The organism is Aquabacter spiritensis (assembly GCF_004346185.1).
Taxonomy (GTDB): domain Bacteria; phylum Pseudomonadota; class Alphaproteobacteria; order Rhizobiales; family Xanthobacteraceae; genus Aquabacter; species Aquabacter spiritensis.
Map to the genome: position 1 here is coordinate 316,865 of NZ_SMAI01000001.1, position 11,605 is coordinate 328,469.

9 protein-coding genes are annotated in these 11,605 nt (G+C 67.1%); 3 read left to right on the forward strand and 6 right to left on the reverse strand.

What is annotated here, in order from left to right:
- Positions 1-6: 6 nt before the first annotated feature.
- The 6 genes from dut to EDC64_RS01500 form a co-directional block, all read right to left on the reverse strand.
- Positions 7-489 (reverse strand): dUTP diphosphatase, encoded by a 483-nt coding sequence (gene dut / locus EDC64_RS01475; RefSeq protein WP_132028998.1) that lies wholly within the window; start codon positions 487-489, stop codon positions 7-9.
- The gene (gene coaBC, locus EDC64_RS01480; RefSeq protein ID WP_132029001.1) at positions 486-1,700 is read right to left on the reverse strand and encodes a bifunctional phosphopantothenoylcysteine decarboxylase/phosphopantothenate--cysteine ligase CoaBC; all 1,215 of its coding nucleotides are present in this window, start codon (positions 1,698-1,700) and stop codon (positions 486-488) included. Before coaBC ends, dut begins: the two co-directional genes overlap by 4 nt.
- A 76-nt stretch (positions 1,701-1,776) precedes the next feature.
- A complete protein-coding gene (gene ubiB, locus EDC64_RS01485) occupies positions 1,777-3,345 on the reverse strand; it encodes a 2-polyprenylphenol 6-hydroxylase (RefSeq protein WP_132029004.1) in 1,569 nt (522 codons plus the stop codon).
- Positions 3,346-3,394: 49 nt separating this feature from the next.
- Positions 3,395-4,198 (reverse strand): bifunctional demethylmenaquinone methyltransferase/2-methoxy-6-polyprenyl-1,4-benzoquinol methylase UbiE, encoded by an 804-nt coding sequence (gene ubiE / locus EDC64_RS01490; RefSeq protein WP_132029007.1) that lies wholly within the window; start codon positions 4,196-4,198, stop codon positions 3,395-3,397.
- Between the two features lie 118 nt (positions 4,199-4,316).
- Positions 4,317-4,520 (reverse strand): hypothetical protein, encoded by a 204-nt coding sequence (locus tag EDC64_RS01495; protein WP_132029010.1) that lies wholly within the window; start codon positions 4,518-4,520, stop codon positions 4,317-4,319.
- Between the two features lie 211 nt (positions 4,521-4,731).
- Positions 4,732-8,238 carry a PAS domain-containing hybrid sensor histidine kinase/response regulator gene (locus EDC64_RS01500; protein WP_132029013.1) on the reverse strand — a complete coding sequence of 1,169 codons (3,507 nt, stop codon included), beginning with the start codon at positions 8,236-8,238 and terminating at the stop codon, positions 4,732-4,734.
- A gap of 424 nt (positions 8,239-8,662) precedes the next feature.
- Here EDC64_RS01500 and EDC64_RS01505 point away from each other — a divergent pair, with 424 nt between their 5' ends.
- The 3 genes from EDC64_RS01505 to EDC64_RS01515 all read left to right on the forward strand — a co-directional run bounded on the left by EDC64_RS01505 (position 8,663) and on the right by EDC64_RS01515 (position 11,511).
- Positions 8,663-9,298 carry a L,D-transpeptidase gene (locus tag EDC64_RS01505; RefSeq protein WP_420808934.1) on the forward strand — a complete coding sequence of 212 codons (636 nt, stop codon included), beginning with the start codon at positions 8,663-8,665 and terminating at the stop codon, positions 9,296-9,298.
- A gap of 94 nt (positions 9,299-9,392) precedes the next feature.
- Entirely contained in the window at positions 9,393-10,406 is a 1,014-nt protein-coding gene (locus tag EDC64_RS01510; protein ID WP_132029016.1) for an amino acid ABC transporter substrate-binding protein, read from the forward strand.
- A gap of 121 nt (positions 10,407-10,527) precedes the next feature.
- Positions 10,528-11,511 (forward strand): MBL fold metallo-hydrolase, encoded by a 984-nt coding sequence (locus EDC64_RS01515; protein ID WP_132029019.1) that lies wholly within the window; start codon positions 10,528-10,530, stop codon positions 11,509-11,511.
- Positions 11,512-11,605 lie beyond the last annotated feature (94 nt).

Sequence of the window (11,605 nt, forward strand, 5' to 3'; positions counted from 1 at the left end):
CTGTGGCTATTTCAAAACCGGGGCTGCGTGAAGGCCCGTTGAACCAAAACCACCGGCCCCGCGTGCAGTTTCGTTTAATTTTCCGTCCTCGACCAGCATTATCCGTGTGACCGACGCCACGACCAGCTGGGCGATCCGCATCCCGCGCTCCACCACGAAGGGCGCCGTGCCGTGATTGATCAGCAGCACTTTGATCTCCCCGCGATAATCGCTGTCGACCGTGCCCGGGGCGTTCAGGACGGTGACGCCGGATTTCAGGGCGAGCCCGGAGCGCGGCCGCACCTGGGCTTCGAAGTCCGCTGGAAGGGCAAGCGAGAGGCCGGTCGGTACAGCCGCCCAGGCACCTGGCGCAAGCATGACCGGCGCTTCGGCGGGAATGGCGGCGAGAAGGTCGAGCCCGGCCGCGCCGGCACTGGCATAGGCCGGCAGCGCAAGGCCTTCGCCATGCGGCAGACGGGCGACGTGGACCTGGAGCACCGACGGGGTCATTCGCCGCCTCCCGCCAACGCGCCGGCGATGCGCGCCACCAATTTGCGGGCGACCTCGGCCTTGCTCGCCGAGGGCCAGTCTTCGACCCCCTCCCCGGTCACGAGATGAACGGTGTTGACGTCGCCTCCCATGATGCCGGTCGCCGGCGACACGTCGTTCGCAACGATCCAGTCGCACCCTTTGCGCAGCCGCTTCGCCTTCGCGTTCGGCACCACATTCTCGGTCTCGGCGGCAAAGCCGACCACGAGACGCGGGCGAAGCGTGCGGTGGTGCGCCACTGCGGAGAGGATGTCGGGATTTTCCACCAGCGCCAGAGCCGGCGCCCCCTCCCCGTCCTTCTTGATCTTCTGCCCGGAGGCCGTGGCCACCCGCCAGTCTGCGACGGCGGCGGCGAACACCGCGGCATCCACCGGCAAATGTTCCTCGACGGCGGCGAGCATGTCCTGCGCGCTCTCGACCCGCACCAAGGTGACACCCCGCGGGTCCGGCACGTCCACCGGACCGGAGATCAGGACCACTTCGGCGCCGGCGGCGGCGGCGGCAGCGGCGATCGCATGCCCCTGCTTGCCGGACGAGCGATTGGCGATATAGCGGACCGGGTCGATCGGCTCGTGGGTCGGCCCGGACGTGACGAGCAGCCGGCGGCCCTTCAGCAGCACGCCTTCGTCGGAAAAGCGCGCCTCGATCGCGGCGATCAGTTCCGCGGGCTCGGCCATCCGGCCCTCGCCGAATTCGCCCCGCTCCGCCATGGCGCCGGAATTCGGCCCGACGAAGAAGATCCCGTCCTCCCTCAGACGGGCGACGTTGCGCCGGGTCGCGGGATGCGCCCACATGCGCGGATTCATGGCCGGCGCCATCAAAACGGGCTTGTCGGTGGCCAGCAAGGCGGTCGAGGCGAGATCGTCGGCGAAACCGTTCGCAGCCTTCGCCATCAGGTCCGCCGTCGCGGGCGCGACGACGACGATGTCGGCCTCGCGGGACAGGCGGATATGGCCGATGTCCTGCTCGGCGGTGAGATCGAACAAATCGTCGAACACCCGTTCCCCGGAGAGGGCGCCGACCGAAAGCGGGGTGACGAACTGCTTGGCGGCGCGGGTGAGGATCACGCGGACGCTTGCCCCCCGATCCTTCAGGCGGCGGATCAGCTCCAGGCACTTATAGGCGGCGATCCCGCCGCCTATGACGAGGAGGATGCGACGTTCGTGCAGCATGGGACCACCTCTCGCGCGGACCGGCGCTGGATAGCAGGAAATCGCCGGAAAGGGCATCGCCCTTCCTGCTGCACGTCTATTTCAAAGCGAGGATCAAAAGCGCGAGCGCGATCACCCAGAGCGCGGCATTGCCCCAGAAGGCCCGGCGGGCTTCGGCGCGGCCGATCCCCTCCAGGGTCTCGGGCGACAGAGACAGGCCGCTGCGGGTGGCTTCGTCGAGTTGGGTCACCACCCGTCCCGCCCGGGTGAGCAGAGCGGGCACGTCGGCGACGAACGACCCGACTTCGCCGAGGCCTGCGCCGGCCTCCTGAAGGCGGCCGACCGGCCCGAGATTGCGGGCGATCCAGTCTTCGACGACCGGGGCCGATGTCGTCCACATATTGAGTTGTGGATCGAGCGAGCGGGCGACACCCTCCACCACCACCATGGTCTTCTGCAGCAGAACCAGTTCCGGCCGCGTCTTCATGTCGAAAAGCGCGGTCACCTCGAGCAGCAGCGACAGCAGCTTGGCCATCGAGATCTGCTCGGCGCTGCGGGAATGGATCGGCTCGCCGATCGCCCGTATGGCGAGCGAAAAATCCTCCACCGAATGGTGCATCGGCACGTAGCCCGCGTCGAAATGCACCTGCGCGGTGCGGCGCCAGTCGCGGGTGATGAAGCCGTACAGGATCTCCGCGAGAAACCGGCGCTCCTTCACCCCGAGCCGCCCCATAATGCCGCAATCGACCACGGCGAGCCGGCCCTGCGCGTCGACGAACAGATTTCCGGGATGCATGTCGGCATGGAAGAAGCCGTCCCGCATCGCCTGCCGCAGGAAGGACTGCATAACGATCCGCGCCAGCGCCTTCAGATCGTGGCCGGCCGCTTCCAGAGCGGTCCGGTCGGACAGCTTTATCCCCTCGATCCATTCGGTGGTGAGCACTTCGCGGCCCGAGCGGTCCCAATCCACCGCCGGCACGTAAATCTCTGCGTCGTCCTTGGTGTTTTCCTTCAGCTCGGCATAGGCGGCGGCTTCCAGGCGCAGGTCCATTTCCATGGACACCGACCGGGCGAGCGTTTCCACCACCGCCTCGAGCCTCAGGCGCCGCGCCTCCGGGGAATTGCGCTCGGCGAACGCGGCGAGCCGGCGAAAGCTCGCCATGTCGCTGCGGAACCGGTGCTCGATGTCGGGGCGCAGAACCTTGACGGCCACGGTGCGGAACGTCCCGGCCCCGTCCGGCACCTGCGCCTGATGTACCTCGGCGATGGACGCGGCGGCGACCGCCGGTCCGAACGCCGCAAAAGCCGAGGACAGCGGGCGGTCCAGGGCTTCGGCGACCATCGCCTCCGCAATGTCCTGGCCGAAGGGCGGCATGCGATCCTGAAGAACCTCCAGGTCGCGGGCAACCGTGGTTCCCACGACGTCGGGACGGGTCGCCAGGAATTGCCCGAGTTTCACGTAAGACGGGCCGAGCCGCCCCAAAGCGGCGGACAGCCGCGCCGCGCGGCTGCCGGCATCCGGCCGCGCGATCAGACGGGCGATGTGCAGCAAGGGCCGTGCGGGCGGCGGCACGGCTCCGGAGGGAACCAGGCTGAGCACGCCCTCGCGGGCCATGACATAGCCGGACCGGGCGAGGCGGGCGAGGTCGGCGAGAAGCAGAATCACGCGTCGGTCCCGGGTGCGGCGCCGTTCGGCGCGAGACGTGGCTGGGCCATCAGATGCGGTACCCGGAATGCAAGGCTACCACATTGCCCGTCATGGACGTGTGCGTGACATGGCCGAAGCCGGCGTCCCGCATCATGCGGGCGAACGCTTCCGGCGCCGGAAAGCGGCGAATCGATTCCACCAGATACCGATAAGGTTCGGCATCCCCGGCCACGCGGCGGCCGAGCTCGGGAATCACCCGGAAGGAATAGGCCTCGTAGATCTTGTCGAGCATCGGCACGTCGACGCGGGAAAACTCGAGAACCAGCGCCCGGCCGCCCGGCTTCAGCACGCGACACATCTGCCGGAGCGCCACATCGATGCGCGGGACGTTGCGGATGCCGAAGGCGATCGTGACGGCGTCGAAATGCGCATCCGGAAAGGGCAGCGCCTCGGCATTGGCTTCGACGAACTCGACCCGTCCGTCGAGCCCGGCTTTCGCGGCGCGCGCGCGCCCGACTTCGAGCATGTCCGAATTGATGTCGGCCACGACGGCCTGCGTCCCGACGCCGCCGGCCCGCACCACGCGGAAGGCGACGTCACCGGTCCCTCCGGCGAGATCCAGCAGCCGGAACGAACGCTCGCCCTTGGGGGGGCGCACCTTGGAGACCAGCGCGTCCTTCCACAGCCGATGAAGGCCGCCGGACATGAGGTCGTTCATGATGTCGTAGCGCCGCGCGACCTTGTGGAACACGTCATCGACGAGCCCCTGCTTCTCCGCGAGGGGGACGGTCCGGTAGCCGAAATGCGTGTCCGCACCCGGCTCCGCTGCGGGGCCGACATGGGGCGCGTCTGTGCGGGGCAAATCGGTCATTTCGGCTCGCGCGGCTACTTTGGGCGTTGACGAACCTTACCGGATCGCGACCGTGAGCGCCAATCGGCGCCGCCGCCGCACCCCGCGACGCCGGAAAGCCGGCGTCGCGCTCGTCCCCTCAGCCGCGGCGGCGCCAGCGGGACCGGGTGGTCTCGACGCTGTCGATCTGGTCCAGAGGCAGCAGTTCAAGTTCGAAGAAGCCATCCGCGTCGCGCGAACGACGCCGCGGCGCCTGGGTCTGGAACCCTGGCACGCCCTTGGCGCGGCGCGCTTCGATCTCCTGCCGCATCGGGAACACCGGAACATTGATGGTAAATGTCATGGCGACCTCCGATAGGGTTAACAAGATGCGTACTGCCCCTCTTGCCGGAGACGAGGTTCTACTTTCGAAATGCTTAAAGAAAGCACCGCGATCTCTCTCCGACACGAGAGAGACTGAAGGTCGATCGGGGCGGGAGTTTGGCGGTGCCGGGGAGGAACCGGGACCATCCCAAGGCCAAGATGACGCCGAGCGAGACGACGCCGAAGACGGGCTATTCGGCCGCCGGACGAGAAATCCGGCGCTGCGCCAGAAGGGCGCGCAGCGCAGCCGGCTTCAGCGGCTTGTGGAGAACCGTCATGTCCGCCGCGCGGGCGGCGTCCCGCACCTTGCGGGTCCGGTCCGCGGTGATCAGGACCGCCGGCAAATCGCCGAGCTTCCAGCGCAAGGCGATGACCGCATCGATGCCGTGGCCGCCGTCGAGATGGTAATCGACCAACACGAAGTCCGGCTTGGCGCGGGCGGCCCTCACTTCGCGCAGCGCGCCGGTCGCATCCTGCGCCTTAATGACGGTGCAGCCCCAGCCGGTGAGCAGCAATTCCATCCCGTCGAGGATCGTCGCCTCATTGTCGATGGCGAGGATGACGAGCCCTTGAAGCGGCGCCAGTGCGATGCCGGCAGGCCGCGACGCGGGGGTCACGTCCGGCAGCGCCACCGCGATCGGGAGTTCGACGGCAAAGCCCGATCCCCGGCCCGGCACCGAGCGGATGGTGACCGGATGCTCCAGAACGCGTGCGATCCGCTCGACGATGGAGAGGCCGAGGCCGAGGCCGCGCGCCTGCCGCGCGCCCTGGTCGAGCCTCTGGAATTCCTGAAAGATCACCTTGTGCTTGGAGCGCGGGATTCCCATGCCGGTATCCCAGACCTCGACCCTGAGCTTGCCGCGCCGCCGCCGGCACCCCACCAGGACGCGTCCTTTCGGCGTGTATTTGATGGCGTTCGAAATCAAATTCTGAAGCAGACGACGAAGCAGACGACGGTCCGAACGCACGGTCAGCGAGGAGGCGACGAAAGTGAGCTCGAGCTTCTTCTCCGCCGCCATGGGGGCAAATTCGAGTTCGAGCTGGCGCATCACCTCGCGAATTCTGAACGGCGCGAATTCCGGCCGCATCGCGCCGCTGTCGAGCCGCGAGATGTCGAGCAAAGCGGACAGAATGTCCTCCACGGCCTCCAGGGATGAATCGATGTTCCCGGCGAGTCGCGCCTGATCCGGCGCCTGGGCACGCTCGACCAGGCTCGTCACATAAAGCCGCGCGGCATTGAGCGGCTGGAGGATGTCGTGGCTGGCGGCGGCAAGGAAGCGGGTCTTTGAAAGATTGGCCTCGTCGGCGGCGGTGCGGGCGCGCTCCAGGGCGCGGTTCAAGCGCTCGAGTTCGTCTGTCCGCTCGCGAACGCGGCGTTCGAGGGTCTCGTTGGCGCTCTCCAACGCCATCTCCGCTTCGACCGAGGCCGAAATGTCCGTGAAGGTGACGACGATGCCGCCGTCAGGCAGGGGGTCTGAACGCGCTTCGATCGTCGCGGTGCGGTGGCGTAGGCGCTCCTGACAGCCAGGCCCGCCCGCGGCATAGCGGGCCAGGCGCGTGCCGATCGCCTCCAGCCCATCCTCCGGCTCGGCCGGGGCATGGCGCAGGATCTCCTCCAGCGGCACGCCGATCGCGTAGCATTCCGGCGGGAGGTCCAGCATGTCGCCGAACTGCCGGTTCCAGCAGACGAGGTGGAGTTCGCGATCGAACACCGCGATTCCCTGGCCGACATGATCGATCGCGGTCTGGAGCAGTTCGCGATTGTACTGGATCGCGGCCGAGGCATCATCCAAAAGCTTCAGCGCAGCCTTGGTGGAGACGGCGCGCTTGCGCAGCAGGAGCGACAGAACGAGGCGCGACGAGGCCGCCCCGATCGCCGAGGCCAGCAAATGCTCGGCATAGCGCACCAGTTGCGCATCGGCCTCGTGGCGCGGGTCGAGCTTCGCGCCGCGCTCGCGGGCGAAATTGCCGAAGGCCGATCGCGCGCGTTCCTCGCCGAGATAGCGGGCGACCGTGGTCACCAGTTCCTCCACCGTGACCGAAGAGCGCCACCGCCGGAATGTCGGACGCGGCAGCACCGGTTCGGTGGCGATGAAGAGCTCGGCCTGCACCTGTTCGATGGAGGACGGCCGGGTCAGCAGCGAGACGCTGATCAGCAGCAGCGTGTTGAGCCCCAGGCTCCAGGCCACCCCATGGGCAAGAGGGCCCGCTTCGAGGCCGAGCAGATGGGTGGGGCGCAGCAGACCAATCCCGAACGGCCCCTCCTCGACGAGCAGATGCGGCACCAGACCGGCATCGGCGAGGCTCGGAAGCAGCAGCGTATAGCCCCAGACCAGGATGCCGGCCAGGATGCCGGTGATCGCCGCCTTGGCCGTTACGCGGCGCCACAGCAGTCCGGCCGCGAAGGCCGGCCCGACCTGCGCCACGGCCGCGAAGGACAGGAGGCCGATCTGGGCGAGCTGCACGTCGCCGGTCGTGCGGTAATAGAGATAGGTCAGGAGCAGGATCGTGAAGATTGCGGCGCGGCGCACCGAAAGCAGCACGCCCACCATGTCGTGCGGCGTCTGCTGCATCTCGCCGCGCGCCGCGCGCCGCCGCAGCAAAAGCGGCATGATGAGGTCGTTCGAGATCATGATGGCGAGCGCCACGGTCTCGACGATCACCATCGCCGTCGCCGCCGAAAGGCCGCCGACAAAGGCCAGCAGAGCCAGAGCCTCCGCTCCGGCCGCCAAGGGAACCGCCAGCACGAACACGTCGCGGTCGACCGTCTGGAGCGGGAACAGCACCATGCCGGCGAGCGCCAGCGGCACGACGAAGAGATTGATCAGAACCAGATAGAGCGGGAACAGCCAGCGTGCGCGCCGGATCTCCTCGACACCGCGATTCTCCACCACCGCGACGTGGAACTGGCGCGGGAGAAGAACGAAGGCGCCGGCGGATAGGACCGTCATCGTCACCCAATTCTCGAGCGAAATGCCGCGCTCGAAGGGCGCAACGACGCCGGTCTCGCGGGCCGCATGAAGCAGGGCGCCGGGACCGTCGAAAAGGAGGAAGGTGACGAAGAAACCGACCGCGAGAAACGCGACCAGCTTGACGATGGATTCCGCCGAGACGGCCAGCATCAGGCCTTCCTGGTGCTCGGTGGCGTCGGCATGGCGCGTGCCGAATAAGACGGCGAAGGCGGCCATGGCGAAGGCGACGAACAAAGCGAGGTCGCCGCCGATCGAGCCCGGCAGCGGTTCCGAGCCGAGATGCCCCATCATCGCCAGAAGCGAGGACGAAACCGCCTTGAGCTGCAAGGAGATATAGGGAATCGAGCCGACGATGGCGACGACCGTCACGAGCGCGGCGATCCCCTGATGCTTGCCGTAGCGCGCCGCCATGAAATCGGCGATCGACGTGATGTTCTGCGCCTTGGCGAGACGGACGATGCGCGTCAGAACCGGCGTCGCCGCGACGATGACGATGATCGGGCCGAGATAGATGGTGAGAAAGTCAAACCCCTGGAGGGTGGCGAGACCGACCGATCCGAAGAAAGTCCACGAGGTGCAATAGACCGCCAGCGAGAGCGAATAGATCAGCGGGCGCGGCGCGACGCTGCGGTTGGCGCGGCGCAGCCGATCGCCGAAACTCGCCACGGCAAACAACAGGCCGATATAAGCGAGCGCGACGAAGACGACGAGCCAAGCTTGCAGCATGTCCTCACGGGTCCGGGACTCCAGCGGCGGCACGGCATAAGCCGCGGCGCTGGCCGCGCCACTGCGGAGGCCGCACCGCCGGCCCGACCGGGGCACTCCCGCGGCTCCGACTCTTTACGCAAAGTGACACCCTGTCCAGATGGTTGCATCGGCCGGGATGAGCGAGCGGCGTGGGTTTTGGAGCGGACCTGCGCACCGCCTGCGGACCCGGCCACCCGACGGGGTCGCCTGCGAAGCCGAGGCGCTTCGCCGGTTCAGGTTCGTCCTCGCCGGAAATGCGAGGAAGAGCTGCGCCGCGTCGCACAAGGTTTTTCACTTTTCCTTCGCTCTAGCCTCGGATAATCCCATGCGAGGTGCGCCGTTGGGGACGTGGCGCGGGGCGGTCTGAAGCGGCGGCCCGGGGCGATGAGAGAGGCCTGCGACGATGGCTTTCAGTTTGAGGATCCTGGCATTGACGGCGCTCGTCCAGGCGGGTGCGCTTTTGTTCGGCACGATGGCCATGGCCCAGTACACTCCAGTCCCGCCCCGCGGGATCGGTGCCGCGCTGGACGTGGGCGACCAACCGGGGCTCGTGCCGCCGGCCGACGACGAAGTGGACATGGATCCGGCCTATCGCCGGCAGCCGGTCTATTTCCGCACCAGCGAGCCGGCGGGAACGATCATCATCTCCACAAACGACCGGTTTCTTTATCTCGTCGAAGGCAACAACCGCGCGCTGCGCTACGGCATCGGCGTCGGCCGTGACGGCTTCACTTGGCAGGGCCTCGTGAAGGTGGTGCGCAAGGCGGAATGGCCGGACTGGACGCCGCCGGCGGAAATGATTCAGCGCCAGCCCTATCTCCCGCGCTTCATGGCGGGCGGACCGGGCAATCCGATGGGCGCGCGCGCGCTTTATCTCGGCGGCACCGTCTATCGCATCCACGGCACGAACCAGCCCGACACGATCGGCTATGCCGTGTCGTCGGGATGTTTCCGTCTCGTCAACAGCGAGGTGATCGACCTCTACAACCGGGTGCCGGTCGGAACGAAGGTCATCGTCCGCCAAGCGGTCGAACTCTGATCCGATTTTGGCCGCCCCCCCGGGCGGCCTTTTCGCTTCTGCGGCGCCGGTCGGCACCGCAATCCTCCCTGAACAGATCGAAGAGGCTTCTGCCATGAAGACCCTCCTGACCCTCCTCGCCGGCGCCACGCTGGCGCTTTCGGCGCACGGCGCGGGCGCGCAGACGCTCAAGGCCGTGAAGGATCGCGGCGAATTGAACTGCGGGGTCAGCCGGGGCCTTCCCGGCTTCTCCCAGCCCGACGCCAAAGGCACCTGGACCGGCTTCGACGTGGATTTCTGCCGCGCCGTCGCCGCCGCCGTGCTGAACGATCCCGCCAAGGTGAAATTCGTTCCTCTCTCCGCGGACGACCGTTTCCCGGCACTCCAGAACAGCGCGATCGACGTGCTCTCACGCAATTCCACCTGGACCCTCGAGCGCGAGGCCAAGCTGAACCTGCTGTTCGGCCCCATCACGTATTATGACGGCCAGGGCTTCCTGGTGCCGAATTCGCGCAAGGTGCTGTCGGCCCTGGAACTCGACGGATCCAAGGTGTGCGTCCAGAGCGGTACGACCGCCGTCGGCTACACCGAGGACTTCTTCAAGACCAACACGATGAAGCTCGAACTCGTGACCGTCCCGACCTCCGAGGAGATGGTCAAGGCCTATGAGGACGGCCGCTGCGACACGCTGACGACGGATGTCTCTCAGCTCTTCGCGCTGCGCCTCGTGATGAAGAAGCCGGCCGACCACATCGTGCTGCCCGACGTGATCTCCAAGGAGCCGCTCGGCCCCGTGGTGCGCCAGGGCGACGACCAGTGGTTCAACATCGTCAAATGGACCCATTACGCCATGTTGAACGCCGAAGAGCTCGGCGTGACCCAGGCCAATATCGAAGCCGCCTTGAAGTCCCAGAAGCCGGATGTGAAGCGGCTGGTCGGCAATGAGGGCAATTACGGCGAGCAGCTCGGCCTGACCAAGGATTATGCCGTGCGGATCGTCAAGGCGGTCGGCAATTACGGCGAGGTGTATGAGCGCAATGTCGGCACCGGCTCGAAGCTCGCGATTCCGCGTGGCATCAATCAACTCTGGAATCTCGGCGGGATCCAATACGCCCCGCCGGCCCGCTGAAGCCGCCCCCCGCCTCGGCGCTCGCTGAAACGTGAGCGTCGAGGCGACCTAGCGTCATCGACCGGAAGCCGGCCCCGCCTTAGGCTCCGCGCGCCCCGCATCGGAGGCCAAGGAGAGAGCCATGTCCGAGCTTTCGCGCCGCAATTTTCTCGCAGTCGCCGCGGCCGGCGCTGCGGGATCGACCCTCGTCTCGGCCCCCCTCGCCGCCCCCGCTCTCGCCGCCGCGCCGCCTGCAGCGACCCAGGTGCCGAGCGCCTACCGCTACAAGGTGGGCGATGTCGAGGCGACCGTCGTGAGCGACGGCGTCCGGACGTTCCCCCTGGCCGACAATTTCGTCCGCAACCAGCCGCGCGAAGCCGTCAACGCCGCGCTGAAGGCCGGCTTTCTCCCCGAAAACCAGGTGACGGTGAATTTCAACATCCTGCTTCTGAACACCGGCGGAAAGCTCGTCGTGGTCGATACCGGAAACGGCCCCGCCCAAGGCACGGTCGGTCTCAGCCAGGGCACGATGGCCGCAATCGGCATCGATCCCAAGACCGTGGATGCGGTGGTGATCTCGCATTTCCACGGCGACCACATCAACGGCCTCCTCACCGCCCAGGGCACACCCGCTTTCCCCAATGCTCAGGTGATGGTGCCGGAGGCCGAATGGGCCTTCTGGATGGATGACGGCGCGATGAGCCGCGCCCCCGACGCCATGAAGGGCGCCTTCCAGAATGCCCGACGCGTCTTCAAGCCGTTCGAGGGCAAGGTGGAGAAATATGGTTGGGACAAGGAGATCGTGCCCAACCTCACGCCGGTCGCCACCAATGGCCATACGCCGGGCCACACCTCGTTCCGTCTCGCCTCCGGAAATTCCAGCCTGTTCATCCAATCGGACGTGACCAACATCCCCGTTCTGTTCCTGCGCAACCCCTCCTGGCATGTCATGTACGACATGGATGCCGCCAAGGCGGAAGAGACGCGCAAGCGGGTCTACGACATGGTCTCGGCCGAGCGCATGCTGGTCGCCGGCTTCCACTTCCCCTTCCCCGCCGCCGCCCATGTCGAGAAGGATGGGGCGAACTATCGCTACGTGCCGATCAACTGGATGCCAGTCCTGTAAGGTCGTCTCACACGTGCTCGCGGTGCGGCCGATGCCCGGCCGCACCGCAACCATCGTCCCGACAACACGGCCGAGGACAGCGCCGTCGCCGGGT

Coding starts and splice junctions, on each gene's coding strand:
- coaBC (WP_132029001.1), bottom strand. CDS start 1,700: ATGCTGCACGAACGTCGCATCCTCCTCGTCATAGGCGGCGGGATCGCC.
- EDC64_RS01495 (WP_132029010.1), bottom strand. CDS start 4,520: ATGACATTTACCATCAATGTTCCGGTGTTCCCGATGCGGCAGGAGATC.
- ubiE (WP_132029007.1), bottom strand. CDS start 4,198: ATGACCGATTTGCCCCGCACAGACGCGCCCCATGTCGGCCCCGCAGCG.
- EDC64_RS01500 (WP_132029013.1), bottom strand. CDS start 8,238: ATGCTGCAAGCTTGGCTCGTCGTCTTCGTCGCGCTCGCTTATATCGGC.
- EDC64_RS01515 (WP_132029019.1), top strand. CDS start 10,528: ATGTCCGAGCTTTCGCGCCGCAATTTTCTCGCAGTCGCCGCGGCCGGC.
- EDC64_RS01505 (WP_420808934.1), top strand. CDS start 8,663: ATGGCTTTCAGTTTGAGGATCCTGGCATTGACGGCGCTCGTCCAGGCG.
- dut (WP_132028998.1), bottom strand. CDS start 489: ATGACCCCGTCGGTGCTCCAGGTCCACGTCGCCCGTCTGCCGCATGGC.
- EDC64_RS01510 (WP_132029016.1), top strand. CDS start 9,393: ATGAAGACCCTCCTGACCCTCCTCGCCGGCGCCACGCTGGCGCTTTCG.